Consider the following 17,199-nt stretch of genomic DNA (forward strand, 5'->3'; position numbering starts at 1 on the left):
GTTGTGCTGATGCTGCCTTTAGACTGTTCTGGCCTCATCGCCGGCAAGCCAGCTCCCACAGGGATAACACTGCTTTCATGGGCAGCGCAATTTCTGTGGGAGCTGGCTTGCCGGCGATGTGGCCGGTAGCAACAGCGCAAGGCAGCCCAGGTATTCATGATGCTCACCGGCCAGCCAAAGGCTGGGTCAGCAGCTGCATGCGCTGGGCAATGGCCATGGCCGGCGCATCCGGGCGGATCTTGCTCCAGCGTTTGCCCGCCACATCGCCGGAAATCAGTTGTGTGGAATGCTGCTCGGGGCTGGGCAGGAACTGGCCGATGCGGCCGAGCACCAGGTCGACATTGGCCTTGTCCCCGGTCAGAAACAGCCAGTTCGGCCCATCCACCCCCTGTTTCTCGGCAAACGCCTTGAGTGCCTGCGGGGTATCGTTGAGCGGATCACTGCTGATCGACACGAAGGTCACCTGGCTGGCCAGTTGCGGCCCCATGGCCGCGCGCACTTCGCGCAGCTTGCGGGTGATCAGCGGGCAGGCATCGGTGCAGTGGGTGAAGATCACGTTCAGCATCACCACCTTGTCCTTGAGCACATCGCTGTAGAACCGCAGCTCGCGGCCGTTCTGGTCTTTCAGCACGGTATCGGTGAACCAGGTCTGGGCATCGCGGGTGCCGCCGCCACTGGTCATTGCCTGGGGGGCGGGTTGCGGTTCGGGCGCCTGCTCCACATGGCCTTCATGGGCGAACGCCACCGAGGCGAGAATCCACAGGCAGCCGCCCAGCACCAGCCAGTCGAAACCGCGCATGCCGGCGCGGCGGGAGGTTACAGAGCTCATGGTTGCACCTCATGGTGGTCGGCAATGGCCGTGCTTTTGGCATGCACCCGGCGGGCGCTGAGGCGGTTGATCTCATCGATCAGTACCGCGGGGTCGGTGAAGCCGTAGTAGCGCGTCCAGTGCCCGCTGCGCCCGTCACCCACCAGGATCAGCGGCGGGTGTTGGCTGAGGTCGGCGCTGAAGCTGCCCAGGCCTTTGAGGGTTTCGGTGACGGCGTACGGGGTGCCGGTCAGCCAGCTCCAGCCCGGCCCCTTCTGGAAGGCCTTGGCGTAGTCTTGCAGGCGCTTGGCGTCGTCACGCTGCGGGTCGACGCTGATCGACACCATGTGGATTTCTTCGCCTACCCGGCCACCCAGCTGTTGCTGGACCTTGCCCATGATCGACGACACCACCGGGCACACCGTGGTGCAGCTGGTGTAGATGAAGCCCATGACCACCAGGTGGTCACCGACCAGGTCCTTCTCCAGGCGCACCGGCATGCCGTCCTGGTTCAGCAGGGAAACGTCGGCAAAACGTACACTGGTCTTTTCCTGGCGAGCCGCCGGTGGCTGTTCGGCGTGGCCTTTGTGATCGTGGCCGGCGTGGGCCAGGGCCAGGTTGCTGGCAAGTGCCAGGCTCAGGGCCAGCAGTTGCAAAGAATGCTTGGCGTTCATCGCACACTCCTCATCTCGGTCTGGGAAGCGTTGGTTGCTGCGGCCGGCAGGATGCGCAGGCTGGTGTAGTTCTCTTCGGCAAACTTGCGCCCCAATGACGGGGACTGCACATGCAGGTACCAGGCGCCGGCTTCGGGCAGTGTCAGGGCGGCCTGATAGACGCCCTCACCCACTTCCTGCAACTGCAGGTTGCGCGGCATCGACGACGGCGCCAGGAAGTAGCGCAGGCTAAGGTCGTTCAGGCCCAGCCGCGGCTGGCCGTCGTCACCGACGATACGCACCCGTGCGGTAATGGCGCTGTGCTGCGGCATCGGTTGGTCCAGGCCGATGAACTCGGCATGCGCGGCCTTGCGCTTGCCGGCGTTTGGCGCTTCGGCGACATCGGCGCTGAAGCAGTGGATGATTTGCGGCTGGTTGAGCAGGAAGGCCACGTCGAACTTGCCGGCAGCGGGCAGTTTCACCGTCGAGCCGTACACCCCGGGCGCCACCTCGCGCAGGCTGCGGTCGACGACGATGGCAGCGCGGGCCTGGTGGCCACGGTTGTTGTAGCCGGACATCGGCGCATTCATGCCCTCTGCGTAGAAGTAGGTGGTGTTGTCCACCGGGTTGACCACAAACACCGAATTGTCATCACGCGACACCGACAACCCCTGGGCCAGTGGCAGGTCACCGGCCTGGCGCGGCGCTGCCGGGCCGGCCTCGAAGCCCTGCACGATCGGCGTGCGCCCTTCGCCCAGGCTGGACAGGTTGATCATGGTCACTTTCGGCGAAGCCAGGCCGCGCACATAGGCATAGCCCTTGGTGAAGGTCAGTTGGTAGGGTTCGGCCGCGACCGGGATGTGGTGGATCAGCTTGTCGGTACTGGCATCGATCACCAGGGCCTGGTTCTCGAGGGTGTTGAGCACCACGCCGTAGCGGCCATCGCTGCTGAAGCGCATCGGCCCCAGGCCCTGCTCTGCCTTGACTGTGTGGCGCAGCGCGTGGCTGCGGGCATCGAACACCCGCACGCTGCCTTCCTCGCCATCGACCACGTAAACGGCCTGGGACAGCGCCGAGTAGCTGACCGACAGCGGGTGCGGGCCAACCTTGATGGTTTTGGCAAGGCGCATTTCCGGGATATCAATGACGCTCAAGGTGCCGCTGTCGCGGTTGCTGACGTAGGCAAAACGCGAGTCGGCGCTGAAGGCGATTTCGTGGTGCCCGGTGCCGGTGTTGAAGCTTTTCAGGGTGGTACGCCCTGGCACGTCGATCACCGTCACCCCGCCCTTGGCCGGGTCACTGCTGTTGTTGCCCACCCACAACCGGTGCTGGTCGGGTTGCAGGGCCACGCGCAGCGGCTGGTCGCCGGCGTCCAGGTCGGCCACGCGGGTGAAGGTTTCGGTATCGATCACCGCCACCTTGCCGCGCTCGGGGATCGACACGAACACCTGCTTGTCGTCGCCGGTGGCCACCCAGTCCATGGGCCGCCCGGGCAGGTCGATGCGGGCCATGGTGCTGGTCACCCCACCCACCGAAACGGTCGGGTCGATCACCGTCAGGCTGGCGTCGTTGTTGAGCATCAACAGGAAATAGCTGTTCAGGTCGAGCAGCGGCCGGGCGCCGATGCTGCTCTTGAGAAACAGCGCAACCCGCGCCTTGCAGCTTTGGTTGCGGTCGCCTATGGGGGCCGACTGCGCCGGGTCGATCCACGCCCCCGGCGCCATGCCCGACAGCGGCTGGCCACTGGTCTGGTCGCTGACCTTGAAGCGAATGTTGGCGAAGGCGCCTTCCTTCAATTCGCCACCGGCCAGCGGCCGGGCCTCGAACTCCACGGTCACGCCGTCCCGGCTGAGCCGGTGCAGGGCCTGCGGGTCGGCAGGTTCCTGCAACAGCTCGCGGGGATCGCACCAGAGCTTTTCATACGCCACGCCCAGGCCGATCAGCGCTACTCCCAGCACTACCCCCAAGTAAGCAGGGCGAGTCTTTTTGTTCATGCTCGCGCTCCCCTTCCGTCACTGCGCCGCGGCCGTTGCCGGCGGCGCTTCGTTGGTCACCCGCAGAATCCCCCACAGCCCCGAGGCGTTGCCGTAGGCGGCGTAGTCGCGGAACAGGTAGTCCCCCGCCACCGCGTTGGCACCGCCGGCACTCGGCAGCATGAAGCTGAAGTGCGCCGCGGGCAGTACGCTCTCCTGGGCCCCGATGTACATGGCCATCGGGTTGTAGCCGAAGCGCACCGAACCGATGCCAGGCAGGCTCATCGGATAGCCGTCCACGTCACTCTTCTCGGCCTGGTAGTTGTGCAATGGCCACAGGTGCCCGTCCAGCTGGTAGGTGATGCCGCGGCTGCCACCGCTGGGCATCAGCACATGGCTGCGCACCGGCTGGCCAGGTTTGGCGTACAGCACCGGGGTTTGCGGGTCACCGCCAACCAGGGCGTTGCTGTAGGCCATGTGCGCGTTGGGCACATCGGCAAAGCCAAAGCCATCGGCATGGCCGAACGGTGCATCCGGCGCCAGGCCAAAGCGCAGCCACAGCGGTTCGGTCTTGTAGTTCATGGCCATGTTGCCGTTGTCTTTCGGGTCACCCGGCACGCCATTGCCTTCGGTGGCGATGCCTTCGACCGGGCGGCCGTCCGCCCAGCGCATGTTCATCGAGCGCTGCCACACCGTTACCAGGTCGCGGTAGTCGGGTTGGCCTGTGACCTTGACCGTGGCCTGGGCCCGGCTGGCGGTGTCCTCGGTCCAGGTTGCGGTCTGCGGCAAGATGCTCATGCCACCCACCAGGCCTTTCTGTGGCTGCTTGATGAAGTCCGACGGCATCAGGTTAAGGCCACCGAACTCGATTGCCGTGGTGTTGATGTTGTCCACCGTGCGGCCCAGTTGCAGCACCGGTTTGCCCTCGCGCTCCAGGTGGCCGGCGTAGTACTGGTACACCCGGCTTGGGTAGGCACCGCTGTTGCCCACCCGCGGTGGCACGGTTTGCACCGGGTTGCTGCCCACGTTCGCACCGTCGGACTTGGTGATGTCGTAGGCCAGCAACTGGGCATGCAGGCCCACATGGCTGGACGGCCGCATCAGGTTGTTGTTGAAGGCGGTGGAGCCTTCGCTGTCGAAGCGGTCACGCTTGACCACGTTCTGCATCACGGCCGTGCTTGGCAGGTCTGGCATGACCTGTGGCAGGCGGTTTTCCAGGGTGATGCTGATGCAGTCCCCGGCGTTGGCCCGCAGCACCAGCGGCTCCACCGGCACGCCGGCCTTGAGCTTGCCGGTAGTGGCGTCCAGGTCGGCCTTGCGCACATACAGCACGGCGGTCGGGTCATGCAGCGGCGCGCTGTGACCACCCACGGTGAAGGTGGTGCCGTCTTCTTCGTCGACCACCGTCACCTGCGGGATGCTGGTCTTGCGGCTGTTGAACACCAGGGTGCCGCCATTGGCCTTCAACGGGCCGCCGACATGCTGGCCCACACCAGCCGGGTCGTTGATGCTGACGCCGTTGCGGTTCTCGAGGATGTCGTTGGCCAGCGCCGCGACAATCTCATAGCTGCGCTTGACCGTGGTACGGGTACCGATGCCGTTGGGGTTGGCCGTGGTTTTCGGGCAGATGCCGTCAAAGTTCACGGTGTTGCGCATGGCCACGGGTTGCGTGTTGTTCGGCAGCGGGAACAGGTCGGCGCGTTGTGCGGTGTAGTTGCGCATCACGCCCCAGATGCCGTTCCAGTAGCCTTCCAGGGCGGCGTCCATGGAGTACAGGTAATCGCCGTTGGTGGCAGCAGAGCTGGAAATCATCGACACCGGTGCCATGAAGCCCATCTGTTCGGAAATACCGATCATCTGCGAGGCCTTCCAGCCCGAGTTGGAGCTGTTACCGAAGCCCGAACCGTTCTGCAGCCACTTCACGCCGTGCAAGGTCACGTTGTGCTCTTCCTCGTGGCCACCGGCGTGCAGGCGCAGCCGTACGTTGTCGCCGGAGTAGGTGCGCAGCATGGGCGTGAACGGGTCACCCGGCTCGCTGCCGGCCTTGTTGATGTGGGGTGGGAACAGTGTGGTCCCGCCGGTAGGGCCAACCGCCGAGGTGATCGCCGAAGGCGCCAGGTTCATGGCCGGAATCGCACGGTCGGTACGGCTCTGCAAGGCATAGCTCAGGTCGCCGGCCAGGCCGTCCGCCTGCATGCCGCGCTTGCCATCGGGGCCGACTTTGTTCGGGTCGAATACCCGCAGGGCCAGCGGCTCGTTGCGGTAGTTGACGACGAACATGCCCGGGTCATCGACCGAAATCGCCTGTGGGCAAGGCCGGCTTGGGCAGCCGGGGGCCAGGCCTCCGCGCGACTCGACCACCGATTCAAGCAGGTTGGATGCCTTCTGCCGTACCGGCGGGTTGATGGCGTAGCGGAAGCTGTCGGCGGTGGCCGGGTAGGACTGGCCACTGGGGATGCCATCCGGGCCTGCGCCCACGTACACACCCGCTTCATAGGCATGCTGGAAGTCGCTGTATTCAAGGAAGAACTCGCGGTAGCTGTCGTTCTTGCCATCGCCATCGTGGTCGCCCGTCTTGATCACGGCTTGCCACGAGGTCGGCCCGCCATCCTGGCGTGTGGCCGGGTTGTACAGTTGCTCGCCGGTTTCGGCGTGGTACCAGGTAGAGCCGGCTGGCTCGGCCAGCACGGTTGCATACAGCCCGAGCTGCTGGTGAGTCGATGGGCCGAGGTGGTCGTGGGTAAAGATGGTGCCCAGGCCACGGTCGACGTTGTTGACGTTCACCAACGGGTCGGCGAACCAGCGTTGCATGGCCGTGCGCGCGCCCAGCCAGTCGGCCCGGCCAAAGCGGCCAAAGTACGGGTGCTGCTTGGCTTTCGGGCAGGCGGCGGTGCCGTCGCGGCTGTCGCCTTCGGTGCAGCCGTTGTAGGCTCGGATGGCATGCACACGCTCGACCACGCTGCCGGGCGAGAGAACCCCGTCTTCATAGTTCCAGCCGTTGGCCGAGCCGTCGGCGGCCGTCAGGTCCCACTTGGGCAGGTGGATGTGCTGGCCGATCACGTCGGTCGGGGTACGCACCTGGTAGTCGTCCATTTCGTAGTACGACGGGATCAGGTTGGTGTGGGTGTACATGGTGCAGTCGAAGGTGTTCATGCGCATCACCAGCGGCTCTGGCGGGCGCTGCTTGGTGATCACCGGCCAGGCATCTTCCCACAGCGCCAGGATACGCGCCTGCGGGAAGTGGTAGCCGACCTTGTTGTACACCGCGTCGAACTGGATGTTGGCACCTTTGTAGATGCGTGGGCGGTCGGCGGTGAAGGTGGACGAACCACGGAAGCTCATGCCGGTCAGGCTCTCACCGCTCGCAAACTCGCCTACCCCCGAGGTTTGGGTCAGGCGCTTGCCGCGGTCATCCATGCAAGGCTCGTAGAACGGCGCGCCGGCGGTAGGCAAGGCGCCGTTGGTGCGGAACGCCTTGGCCACCGGCTGGCTGCCAGGGATCAGGGCGAAGCTGGCGTGCTCGGCCTTGGCATGGAACTGCATGGCGGCCTGCTCGACATCGGTACCTTCTTCAGGCAGGTAGATGGGCTTGGCCTTGTGCACCACCTTGGAGAAGTCCAGCTTGGTGGTGGTGGTCACGGCCTCGCCGCCGGCGGATACACCGTCCAGCGCATGACGGCCCAGGCCGCCATCCCAGCCATCGACCTGGTTGGCGTCGAGGTTGGCCCACAGGGCCTTGCCGCTGTCTTTCAGCTGCCGGGCCAGGGCCGGGTCGAGCATGTCCAGCGGCGGGGTTGGCGGGCGGTTGCCGACACTGCTTTCCATGCCGCCGATCCAGAACGGGTAGCCCGGGTTTTTCAGGGTGCCATCGGCGTTGCGGTTGGCATCGGTACGGTCGACCAGCGCCAGCGAGCCGACGGCTTTGCGTACCGGCGCCTGGCTGGCGTGGTCGTCATCGCCTTCGTCGTCGGCTTCATCATCATCGTCGTTGGCGGCGACCCGTTGCTCAGACAGTTTGGGTACTACCACCACCTTGCCGGGCATCGGCGCCATGGCTTTGCCAGGCAGCGGCACGATGGCCGGGATCGGCGTACCGGCAACGATTTCGCCATCCGGCAATGCCCGGGCGCCAGCAGCCGGTTTGCCGCTGCGCAGGGCAAACGGGGTGCTGTGGAAACCATTCTCGCCCTGCCCGCTCACTTCCAGCCGGGTGCCTTCTTCGAACACATCGTGCACCCGCCACATGGCCCACATGCCTTGGGCGAAGTGCGGGTAGAAGTGGCAGTGGTAAATGGCATCGCCGGCCACGCGGTTACGGTTGCCCGAACCGCCGTTGGCAATCTCGTAGGTGTAGCCGATCCCCGGGCCTATGCCCTGGGCGTCGATGTAGTCGGAGTTGTCGTCGTTGGGGTTGAACAGCCATTGGTGGCCATGCAGGTGGAAGATGTGCTGCTCATGGCCATTGTGGGTGTTGCGGAACTTGGTGAAGTCGCCAATGTAGCTGTGGTGCACGTTGGCAGGCTCGGCCGGGTACAGCGCCATGTTGGCCTTTACCCCCACGGCACTGGCCGGCGGCGTCTGGCCTGGGCGAATGTTCTCCAGGCCGACGTTGGCCGGCACGTCCACCAGGGTGCCGATATCGCCCACGGTGTGTGCGCTGAGGAAGAACTCCTCGTAGGCGCACGACAGGCAATCATGCATCGGCCCCACGCCCAGGCGGTTGGCGACCACTTCGGCGCCCATGCCGCCGGAGCCATAGTTGATCATGAACGAATCGCGCGTCGGTTCCAGCACATGGCCCATCACCGGGTCCGCCCAGTAGCCCGGGAAGGCCTGAGTGGCGGCCACTTCATCGGCGAACTGCGAGGCAAAGTCGCGGAAGGCTTCTAGGCGGTTGGGCAATGCGGGGTTGCGCTTGTTGACGCTTTCCAGCGGGTAGGTGGAGCGCGGGAAGCTGCCGTCCGGGTTTGGCCCCATGACAATGGCGTCGGTCTCGCTGTTGAGAATTTCATTGCCGTCGACCATGGCAATGATCGGCTTGCCGGCCTTGCCCTCGCTGATCCACGGTTGGGTCTGCGGGTAGCGGGCCTGGTAATCGATGACCGGTTGGCCGGTGGCGGTGCGGCCGGTGGTGGCCAGGCGCATCTCTTCTTCGGTCAGGGTATTGCGGAAGGTTCGCCCACCTTTGGGGACAACCACCACCTGCCCGAACAAGCCGTTGGCGACGTTACCTGCCCCACCCTGCCCGCCAAAGGTAGCGCCCTGGCTGGTGGCGGCGAAGGCCCCCTCGCGCTCGGCGTACAGGGTGTAGCTGCGGGTGTTGCCGGGCGACACCAGGAAGTTGCCATTACGGCCGGTGTTGGCGGCGATATCGCCAATGCTGTTGACCGCCTGCATGCCGTTCACCTGGAAGCCGACATGCCGGTCGTTCACCTGCTCATCGGCGACGAAATCTTCACCGCCTTCGTTCTCGACCTCGTTCTCCGGGCCTTCTTCTTCGCCTTCGGCTTCGTTTTCTTCAGGGTCGATGCCGTGCTTGTTGGGGTTGGCCTGGTAGGTCAGCAGGTTGGTCAGGTTGACCGTGAGGCAGTCACCGGCGGCTACCCGCAGCACAATTGGCCGTGGGCGTTTGTCCGGGCGCAAGGTGACCTTGCCCGGTACCGCGGCCCCGCCCTTGCCGAGGGGGACCTGCTTGTCGTCCACCACATCTTCACGAAGGGCGAACATCATGCCGTTGGCGTTTTGCGCGCCAAGGCGGTTGAACATCAGTGGCTGGTCCAGTGCCACCACATTGGCGACCAAGGTGCGCTGGCACTGCACGGCCGCCTCGCTGGTCGATTCCCAGCCTAACAAGGCCAGAACGAGTGATGACAGAAGGGGGCCTTTGCGTGGCGTAGACATGCTGCACCTCCGGAACACGGGAACTCTGCGGAGGGGTGGAGCAAGGTGTGTGCCAGAAGCAGATTTAGTTATTTATCAGTAAGTTGCGCGACCAATCGAAACAGATTGGGGAGGATCACCCGGCAGTTTTCCCCGATTTGGGGGCAACGGGTTGCATGACTTGAAAGCGACGCGATCACTGTGGGAGCGGCCGTGGCCGCGAACACCGGCGAAGCCGGTGCCATGCACCGAGTCGCCTGTTTCGCGGGCACGCCCGCTCCCACAGAGTGGAGAGTAGGACGTCAGCCGACCAGACCGCGTACGCAGAAGTACAGAATCGAAGGCCCCATCAAGCACCCCAACCCGGTATGGAAGGTGGCCGTCAGCGCGCCATACGGCACCAGCCGCCGATCCGTCGCTGCCAGCCCGGCCGTCACCCCCGACACCGTCCCTGCCAACCCGCCGAACACCATCGCCGAGCGTGGGTTGTCCAGCGCCAGCAGGCGCGCCGACACCGGGGTGAATACCATCACCAGGATCGCCTTGATCAGCCCGGTGGCAATCGACAGGGCCATCACATCTGAACTCGCACCCAGCGCCGCCCCGGTCACCGGCCCGACGATATAGGTCACCGCCCCCGCGCCGATGGTGGTCATGCTCACCGCATCGCGGTAGCCGAAGGCATAGGCCACTGCTGCGCCGACAATGAACGGCAGCACCGTACCCAGCAACAACGCCACCAGGCCAATCATCCCGGCTTTGCGGGCTTCGGTGGCCTGCACCTCGAAGGCTGTGGCAACAATGGCGAAGTCCCGCAGCATGGCCCCGCCCATCAGGCCGATACCGGAGAACAGCGCCATGTCGGCCAGGCCTTTCTGCCCGCCGGTCACGGTACCGCCGACCCAGGCCAGCACCAGGCCAATGACAATGGCGATGGCCGAGCCGTGCACCCGGCCGAAGGTGAGGTATTTCGACAGCACAACCGACAACCACATGATTGCGCCCACCACTGCAAAGGCGGTGATCAGGCCGTTGTGTTCCAGGGCATTTTCAATAATCGGCCACATGTTCAACGACCTCCTGCAGGGGCAACTTGCGCGCGGGTTTCAGGGGTCGGTTCAAGCGCGGGCAAAGGCTCGCCGCGGTGGCTGCGGCTGATCAGGGCGATGGTCGCGCCGCACACCAGCACTGCGCCCACTGCCGCCAGCAGCGCTACCGGCCCGCCGTGCAGGGCAGTAACCACGTTCTGCTGGGCGGCCATGGCCACCACCACCGGGATGTACATGGCACCCCAGAAGCCCACGCCAAACTCGCACTCCTTGCTCATGCCCCCGTTGCGGTGCATGTACAGCCGTGCGCAGATCAGCAGGATCATGGCGATGCCAACCCCGCCCACATTGGATTTGACGCCCAGCAGCACGCCCAGGAAGTCGCCGACGATAACGCCGGCAAGCGTGCAGACCGCCAGCAGTGCCACACCATAGATGATCATTATTGTTGTCCTCAGGTAGTGTCGAAGTTGCTTGTTGTTGTTCTTCGCCATCAGTAAACCTGCGGGTACCGCGCTGGTTTCTTCGCGGGTGAACCCGCTCCCACAGGTACGGCGCAGGCCTGAGGCTCATGCAGTACCTGTGGGAGCGGGTTTACCCGCGAACACGGGCGCAGCCCGTGCCATCCACCGCGATGCCGCCATCATCGGTCGCCCGCCACCTCCTGGCGCAGCAGCGCATCCAGAGTGTCCCAACGGGTATCTTCCACGGCCACCACCCTGCCCTGTTCGAACACTGGTCGGGCCAGCCCGCTGAGCACGCTGCCGGGCGGTATTTCCAGGTGCAGGCGCACGCCGCGCTCAAAGGCGTTGCGCAACGTCGCACGCCAGTCGACCACCCTGGCCATGTTGCCAGCCAGGTCGTCGCGCAGGCGCTGTGGGTCGAATACCGGGCGCGCGCTGCTGCCGCTGAGGTAGGTAATGCGTGGGCGCTGCAACTCGACCGTTGCGAAGGCACTGGCCAGCTCCGCTGCCGGGCCAGCAAGCAACGGGCAATGCGACGGCACGCTTACCGCCAGGCGTCGGGCCACGCCCTGGCCTTGGCGGCGAGCCCGGGCAGCGACCGCAGCCATCGCGGTATCGCTACCGGCGATGACGATCTGGTTTTCACTGTTGAGGTTGGCGACGTACACCTCGCCCCCCACCTCGCTCAGCAAACACTCGACACTGGCCAGGTCCAGGCCGCTGAGTGCCGTCATGCCGTAGCCTTGCGGATAGGCGCCCTGCATCAGTTCGCCACGCAGGGCGACCAGGCGCACGGCATCGGCAAACCCCAGGGCGCCCGCCGTAACCGCCGCTGGATAGGCGCCAATCGACAAGCCCGCCACATAATCCGGCACAGGGCTGCGCTGCATCAGCCAGCGGGCCCAGGCCACGCCGCTCAGCAGCAGGCACAGCTGAACAGCGCGGGTAGACTGCAGCGCTTGCTGGCTGTCCAGCGCCAGCACGGATTGGCCGAGCGTATCGCTGGCCTCCTCCAGCAGTTGCCCGGCGCCCTCGGGCAGACGCTGCAGCATGCCCACCTCCTGGGCGCCCTGGCCGGGGAAGGCGAACAGGCTGCTCATGCGGCACGCCCCATTACTGCCCAAGGGTCGCAGACCAGGCACGGGCCATCAGGCGACTTGAGCAGCACGCGGCGGGCAAAACCGGCCCATTCACGCAAGGCGATGGCGCCCGCCGGGGTTTCCAGCTGCACATCGATACGGCACGGCGCGCAGTCGAGGATATCCAGCAGCTCTCTCGCCTGGGCGCGGGCGAGCGGTTGCGGTGTGCGCAGCAGCAGGTCCAGGTCACTGTCGGCATGGACCACTTCAATGCCGGTCGCTATCTGGTACCCCACCCCGCCCGTCGGCCCCCAGGCCAGGCCGCTGGCCTGCAACACCGGGGTGACCGAAGCCAGTGCCTGCAACGCAAGCCATGGGCTTTGTACGTCCACGCGCAGCGATTCGGGGCTTTGCTGACGCTGGACATCGGCCAGGCGCATCAACGCACCCAACCGCTGCGCCCGGCCTTGCCCACGCAGCCCTACCGCCACCCAGCCATCCTCGCAGCGAGCACGGCGCACCACCACCGGCCGGCCGCTTGCCAGCACATCCTGAGCCCACTGGGGTGCATCGGCGGGCAAGCCCGACACAGGCATCCCCCACAGCAGGTCGTGCGGCCTTGGCGCGTTCATCTCAGGCGCCCTGCCACTGGCGGCGCAGCTGTTCGCGTACCTGGCGCGAGGCGCTGCGGTGTTCCCCCGCCAACCGCGACGACAGGTCGGTCGAGCTACCAATGTCGCGCACCGCTTCCGCCAGGCACGCGCGCACCTGGGCGACGTCGGCGGGGCTCGGTGCCTCGGCGTTATCCACTGTCAGGCGGCGCCACAGCAGGCCCAGCGAGGCGTAGCTGGCCAGGTCGTAGGCCATGGGCGGTACTTCGGCGGCCAGGGCCTCCAGTTGCTCGACGCTGCGCAGGGTAATCCGCGCCGCAGCCGCCTTGCCCATGGCGTGCACCATGACCCCGGCATCGTCCAGGGCGATCAGGCGCTGGGCCTGGTAGCCGTGGGCCAGGAAGGCGCCGGACATGGCCTTGCCGACCAGCAGACCGATCACCGGGTGCCCGGCCAACCGCGCCTCGGCGTAGGCCTGCACCGCACCGGCCAGTGCCTGGTGAATGCCCAACGCTTCCTCGCGACGGCCATAGGCCTGGCTGGGCACATCGATCACCGCGACAATGGCGCGTTTCTGCCCATTGCGGTCAGCCTCCACCGCCTCGCTCACCGCTTTGGCCAGGCCCCAGCCTTCCAGCAGGCCGACCTCGCCCGAGCGGGCCCGGGGGAAGGGATTGCCGGCATCAGGTACCACGGCAATGAAACGCGCCGGGCGGTTGTCCAGTTCGCCGTCGATCACCCGCAACGACGCGGGGTAGCCTGGCAAGGCTTGCCCGCCTGCGAGGCCCGGCAGCCAGTTCAAGGCACGGTTCATTGGGCTTCTCCTTGGTAAAGGGCGCGCACCGCGGCGGCATCTAGTTGCGGGCAGTCATCGCCCAGCCGGGCCAGGCGGTCGAGGAACCAGGCGTGCTGGCTGGCGCGGTCTTTGGAGGGTGCGTCCAGCAGTTGCAACAAGCGTTCGCGCAGCGCATCGATGTCATCGGCCACATAGCCGTCCACCAACCCGCTGGCGTGGCGTTGTTCGCCACCGGTCAGGCTCCAGATGAAGGGGCGGTCCTTGGCGTCGTATTCGCCGATGCCGGCCTCCTGCTCGATCACCTGCGGGCCGTTCAGGCCCAGGCGCGCCTCGCGGGTCACCAGCAGGTGGCTGCACAGGCCTGCGGCGATGGACATGCCGCCAAAGCAGCCCACCGACCCTGCGATCAGGCCGATCACCGGCTGCAAGGCCCGTAACTCGACAATCGCAGCCTGGATTTCGGCGATTGCCGCCAGTCCCAGGTTGGCCTCCTGCAAACGCACACCGCCAGTTTCCAGCAGCAACACGGCGCAAGTGGGGATGCCATTGCGGTTATCTTCGATGGCCAGTTCCAAGGCACCAGCGATCTTGGCCCCACCCACCTCGCCCATGCTGCCACCCTGGAAGCCGCCTTCAATGGCGGCGACCACGGCATGGCGCCCGTTCAGCCGGCCCTTGGCGATAACCACGCCATCATCGGCCTGCGGCACGATGCCCTGGCGCGGCAGCCACGGCGACATCAGCCGGTCGAACGGGCCCAGCAGTTCACGGAAGCTGCCCGGGTCGAGCACGGCGCGGGCGCGCTGGCGGGCGCCCAGTTCGACAAAGCTGCGGCTGCGCAGCAAGCGTTCGGTGTCAGTCATGGGCAATCTCCTCGAAGCCTTGCTCAAGGCGCAGGCGCACCACGCCCGGGGTGGCGCCAAAATCATGGATGTCGATGTTCACGGCAGGCCAGGCACGGCCCTCGAACAGGCGCTGGAACAGTTGCGCCCAACGTGCAGCACTGCCGTTGACCGAGGTCACCACCTGGATGTGCAGGCTGCCGGCAGTGCCGGGTTCGATCAGCACTTCGAGGTCGCCGGAGCTGACGCAGCCCACCAGCGTGCGGCCGCGGCCCGGTTCGGCGGCGGGGAATTGAAAATTCAGGGTTTCCATGTCACAGGCTCCCGGCTTTGTCGAGGAACAGGCAGGCGGCGAGCAAGTCGGCGGCGCCGCCCGGCGAGGCATTCAGGTGCAGCAGTTGCTGGTCCAGCTGGCGCAGTTGTCGGCGCCCTGCCAGTGTGGCGCTGCCGCCTTCGGCAAGTACGGCGTGGGCACCTTGCTGGACGGCAGCCAGCCCGGCCCGGCCGCTGCGCCAGAGCACGCAGGTGTCGCTGAGTACGGCCATGATCGCCACTAGCGCGTCGAGCCGGGCGTGCGGCTCGCTGGCACCGGCTGCGCGGCTGCGCTGGAGTTGTGGCAGGCCGTGACCGATGACGGCGGGGAAGCCTTGTTGTGCCTGTTCGCGGGCGCCGCCGGTGCCGTAGCGGTGGCGTACCTGCACGCCGTGGCTGTGCTGGTGCGGCATGGCCGGGTCGTCGAACAGGGCTATACGCCCGGCGCGGGCGGCCACGGTGCAGGCGTCTGCCTGGGTATCGAGGGCCGTGGACGCTACCAGCAGGCCAAGTGCCCAGATGGCGCCGCGATGGGTATTGACCCCGTGCGTGGCGGCAAGCATCGCGGCCTCGCCTTCGCGGCCCAGCTGGCCCAGTGTGGCGCGCAGGGGCTGGCTGATGGTGCCGATGGATTGGGCGGCTTCGGCCATGTTGCGCAGGCATGGCCACAGGGCCAGGGCCGAGGCGTGCATCAGGGCCAGGGTCATGTCGTGGTGGGCGCCGTTGCTGCGGCGGTCGACCAGGCCGGGTTTGGGGGACAGGTCTGCTTCGTCGATCAGGGCTTCTACTGCCAGGTCGGCCAGGTGGTCGGCCAGGGGGATTTCTGTTGCCTGGGCGGGCCTCTTCGCGGGTGAACCCGCTCCCACAGGAATCTGGGTGAGCTCGAGACTGAGTGCTTTCATCACCAACTCCTGAACCGTGCAGGCGGGTTGTAGAGGCCGCCGGACCACTCGACCAGGTCGGCAATGCTGCGTGCGGCCAGCAGCTCGCGGCTGGCGTCGGCGCGGCGGATGCCGAGGTCCTCAGGCAAGGCGATCAGGCCTTGCTGGCGCATGCGCAGGGTGTCTTTCGGGTCGTGGCGCAGGCCGATGGCGGTCACCCCGGCCACGGCGGCAATCATCTGCTGGCGTTCTTCCAGGCTGCGGGCCTTGTACAGGTAGGCAATGCCCTCCTCGGTCAGCAGGTGGGTAACGTCATCGCCGTAGATCATCACCGGCGCCAATGGCATGCCGGCCTTCTTGGCCACTTCCACGGCATCGAGGGTTTCCACGAAGGTGGGCTTGCCGCCTTCCTGGTAGGTCTCGACCATTTGCACCACCAGCTTGCGCCCGCGCTCCAGCAGGGTTTCCGGCACGGTCATGTCGAGCCAGGCCGGTGTCGCGTGGCGCCGGCCACGCGGGTCGTGGCCCATGTTCGGCGCACCGCCAAAGCCGGCCAGGCGGCCGCGGGTCACGGTCGAGGAATGGCCATCGCCATCCACTTGCAAGGTAGCGCCGATGAACAGGTCGACGGCGTATTGCCCCGCCAGCTGGCACATCATGCGGTTGGAGCGCAGCGAGCCATCGCGGCCGGTGAAGAACACGTCCGGGCGCTGGGCGATGTAGTCCTCCATGCCCAGCTCGGTGCCGAAGCAGTGCACGCTTTGCACCCAGCCGGTCTCGATGGCCGGTATCAGGGTCGGGTGCGGGTTGAGGGTCCAGTTGCGGCAGATCTTGCCCTTCAGGCCCAGGGACTCGCCGTAGGTGGGCAAGATCAGCTCGATGGCGGCGGTGTTGAAGCCGATGCCATGGTTCAGCGATTGCACCTGGTGTTTTTCGTAGATGCCGCGAATGGCCATCATCGCCATCAACACATGCACCGGCTTGATGTGGCGCGGGTCGCGGGTGAACAGCGGCTCTATATAGAAAGGCTGGTCAGCGACCACCACGAAATCGACCCAGGACGCTGGAATGTCGACCCGTGGCAGGTCGTCCACGCGGTCCACCAGCTGGTTGACCTGGGCGATGACGATACCGTCGCTGAACGCGGCCGGTTCCACCAGTGCCGGGGTGTCCTCGGTGCTGGGGCCTGTGTACAGGTTGCCGTCGCGGTCGGCCATGAAGCCGGCCACCAGAGTGACGTTGGGGATCAGGTCGACCAGCAGCCGCGAATACAGCTCGATATAGGTGTGGATGGCACCGACTTCGAGCAGGCCATCTTCCAGCAACTGGCTGATGCGCAGGCTCTGCGGGCCGGCGAAGGAAAAGTCGAGCTTGCGGGCGATGCCACGCTCGAACAGGTCCAGGTGCTCGGCGCGGCTGACGCTTGGCATGATCATGTGCAGATCGTGCAGGCGCCCAGGGTCGACCTTGGCCAGCGAGCGCGAAAGAAAGTCGGCCTGCTTCTGGTTGTTGCCTTCCAGCACCACCCGGTCGCCGGGGGCCAGCAGCAGTTCGAGGGCTTCGACGATACGTTCGGTGGGCAGCACCACGCCGTCGGCGAGGTGACGCACCCGGTCGAGGCGGCGCTGCTTTTCGGCGCGCCGCCGCGACCATTGCGGCGGTGGATTCTGAGTTATTGTCATGGTGGCTCCACAGGTTCGCTGTCGTGGAGGTCACCTTAGGGCTGTGCTGCCTGGCGGATCAATCAAGCTACCGGCGTGTTCGTTACGGTCAGGTTAATGAATTGCCCAACCGGATCAGTGGCCTAGAGCAAAAATGCACGATGCCCCTGCATAATTGTCGATTGTGCAA

13 protein-coding genes are annotated in these 17,199 nt (G+C 66.0%); all 13 read right to left on the reverse strand.

The annotated features are described in order from the left end of the window. Nucleotides 1-163: 163 nt before the first annotated feature. The 13 genes from ABOC32_RS18945 to mdcA all read right to left on the reverse strand — a co-directional run bounded on the left by ABOC32_RS18945 (nt 164) and on the right by mdcA (nt 17,030). Nucleotides 164-829, reverse strand: a complete 666-nt coding sequence (locus tag ABOC32_RS18945; RefSeq protein WP_426808380.1) for an SCO family protein — start codon at nt 827-829, stop codon at nt 164-166. Then, a complete protein-coding gene (locus ABOC32_RS18950; RefSeq protein ID WP_426808381.1) occupies nt 826-1,482 on the reverse strand; it encodes an SCO family protein in 657 nt (218 codons plus the stop codon). The genes ABOC32_RS18945 and ABOC32_RS18950 overlap by 4 nt, the downstream gene beginning before the upstream one ends. Beyond that, entirely contained in the window at nt 1,479-3,455 is a 1,977-nt protein-coding gene (locus ABOC32_RS18955) for a cytochrome D1 domain-containing protein (RefSeq protein ID WP_426808382.1), read from the reverse strand. Before ABOC32_RS18955 ends, ABOC32_RS18950 begins: the two co-directional genes overlap by 4 nt. 18 nt (nt 3,456-3,473) lie before the next feature. Next, nucleotides 3,474-9,335: a manganese-oxidizing multicopper oxidase MnxG gene (gene mnxG / locus ABOC32_RS18960; RefSeq protein ID WP_426808383.1), complete on the reverse strand. Its 5,862-nt coding sequence runs from the start codon at nt 9,333-9,335 to the stop codon at nt 3,474-3,476. Between the two features lie 281 nt (nt 9,336-9,616). Beyond that, a complete protein-coding gene (gene madM / locus ABOC32_RS18965) occupies nt 9,617-10,381 on the reverse strand; it encodes a malonate transporter subunit MadM (RefSeq protein WP_341798723.1) in 765 nt (254 codons plus the stop codon). A 2-nt stretch (nt 10,382-10,383) separates the two neighbouring features. Next, on the reverse strand, nt 10,384-10,806 hold the full coding sequence (gene madL, locus ABOC32_RS18970; protein ID WP_028613847.1) for a malonate transporter subunit MadL: 423 nt from the start codon (nt 10,804-10,806) through the stop codon (nt 10,384-10,386). 200 nt (nt 10,807-11,006) lie between these two features. Next, complete coding sequence (gene mdcH / locus ABOC32_RS18975; RefSeq protein ID WP_426808384.1) at nt 11,007-11,927, reverse strand: malonate decarboxylase subunit epsilon; 921 nt, start codon at nt 11,925-11,927, stop codon at nt 11,007-11,009. Next, nucleotides 11,924-12,538, reverse strand: coding sequence for a malonate decarboxylase holo-ACP synthase (locus ABOC32_RS18980; protein WP_426808385.1), 615 nt, complete (start codon nt 12,536-12,538; stop codon nt 11,924-11,926). The genes mdcH and ABOC32_RS18980 overlap by 4 nt, the downstream gene beginning before the upstream one ends. A gap of 1 nt (nt 12,539) precedes the next feature. Beyond that, nucleotides 12,540-13,331 (reverse strand): biotin-independent malonate decarboxylase subunit gamma, encoded by a 792-nt coding sequence (gene mdcE, locus ABOC32_RS18985; RefSeq protein WP_426808386.1) that lies wholly within the window; start codon nt 13,329-13,331, stop codon nt 12,540-12,542. Continuing rightward, the gene (locus ABOC32_RS18990) at nt 13,328-14,176 is read right to left on the reverse strand and encodes a biotin-independent malonate decarboxylase subunit beta (RefSeq protein WP_049275015.1); all 849 of its coding nucleotides are present in this window, start codon (nt 14,174-14,176) and stop codon (nt 13,328-13,330) included. Before ABOC32_RS18990 ends, mdcE begins: the two co-directional genes overlap by 4 nt. After that, entirely contained in the window at nt 14,169-14,468 is a 300-nt protein-coding gene (locus ABOC32_RS18995) for a malonate decarboxylase subunit delta (protein ID WP_426808387.1), read from the reverse strand. Before ABOC32_RS18995 ends, ABOC32_RS18990 begins: the two co-directional genes overlap by 8 nt. Nucleotide 14,469: 1 nt before the next feature. Continuing rightward, entirely contained in the window at nt 14,470-15,369 is a 900-nt protein-coding gene (locus ABOC32_RS19000) for a triphosphoribosyl-dephospho-CoA synthase (RefSeq protein WP_426808388.1), read from the reverse strand. Next, complete coding sequence (gene mdcA / locus ABOC32_RS19005; RefSeq protein WP_426808389.1) at nt 15,369-17,030, reverse strand: malonate decarboxylase subunit alpha; 1,662 nt, start codon at nt 17,028-17,030, stop codon at nt 15,369-15,371. The genes ABOC32_RS19000 and mdcA overlap by 1 nt, the downstream gene beginning before the upstream one ends. Nucleotides 17,031-17,199 lie beyond the last annotated feature (169 nt).

Source organism: Pseudomonas sp. WOUb67 (genome assembly GCF_050058005.1).
In the GTDB taxonomy this organism is placed as follows: Bacteria; Pseudomonadota; Gammaproteobacteria; order Pseudomonadales; family Pseudomonadaceae; genus Aquipseudomonas; species Aquipseudomonas putida_R.

Bases quoted from the DNA above. Each gene is read 5' to 3' on its own strand.
- ABOC32_RS18945 (WP_426808380.1), bottom strand. From the start codon at position 829: ATGAGCTCTGTAACCTCCCGCCGCGCCGGCATGCGCGGTTTCGACTGG.
- ABOC32_RS18950 (WP_426808381.1), bottom strand. From the start codon at position 1,482: ATGAACGCCAAGCATTCTTTGCAACTGCTGGCCCTGAGCCTGGCACTT.
- ABOC32_RS18955 (WP_426808382.1), bottom strand. From the start codon at position 3,455: ATGAACAAAAAGACTCGCCCTGCTTACTTGGGGGTAGTGCTGGGAGTA.
- mnxG (WP_426808383.1), bottom strand. From the start codon at position 9,335: ATGTCTACGCCACGCAAAGGCCCCCTTCTGTCATCACTCGTTCTGGCC.
- madM (WP_341798723.1), bottom strand. From the start codon at position 10,381: ATGTGGCCGATTATTGAAAATGCCCTGGAACACAACGGCCTGATCACC.
- madL (WP_028613847.1), bottom strand. From the start codon at position 10,806: ATGATCATCTATGGTGTGGCACTGCTGGCGGTCTGCACGCTTGCCGGC.
- mdcH (WP_426808384.1), bottom strand. From the start codon at position 11,927: ATGAGCAGCCTGTTCGCCTTCCCCGGCCAGGGCGCCCAGGAGGTGGGC.
- ABOC32_RS18980 (WP_426808385.1), bottom strand. From the start codon at position 12,538: ATGAACGCGCCAAGGCCGCACGACCTGCTGTGGGGGATGCCTGTGTCG.
- mdcE (WP_426808386.1), bottom strand. From the start codon at position 13,331: ATGAACCGTGCCTTGAACTGGCTGCCGGGCCTCGCAGGCGGGCAAGCC.
- ABOC32_RS18990 (WP_049275015.1), bottom strand. From the start codon at position 14,176: ATGACTGACACCGAACGCTTGCTGCGCAGCCGCAGCTTTGTCGAACTG.
- ABOC32_RS18995 (WP_426808387.1), bottom strand. From the start codon at position 14,468: ATGGAAACCCTGAATTTTCAATTCCCCGCCGCCGAACCGGGCCGCGGC.
- ABOC32_RS19000 (WP_426808388.1), bottom strand. From the start codon at position 15,369: ATGAAAGCACTCAGTCTCGAGCTCACCCAGATTCCTGTGGGAGCGGGT.
- mdcA (WP_426808389.1), bottom strand. From the start codon at position 17,030: ATGACAATAACTCAGAATCCACCGCCGCAATGGTCGCGGCGGCGCGCC.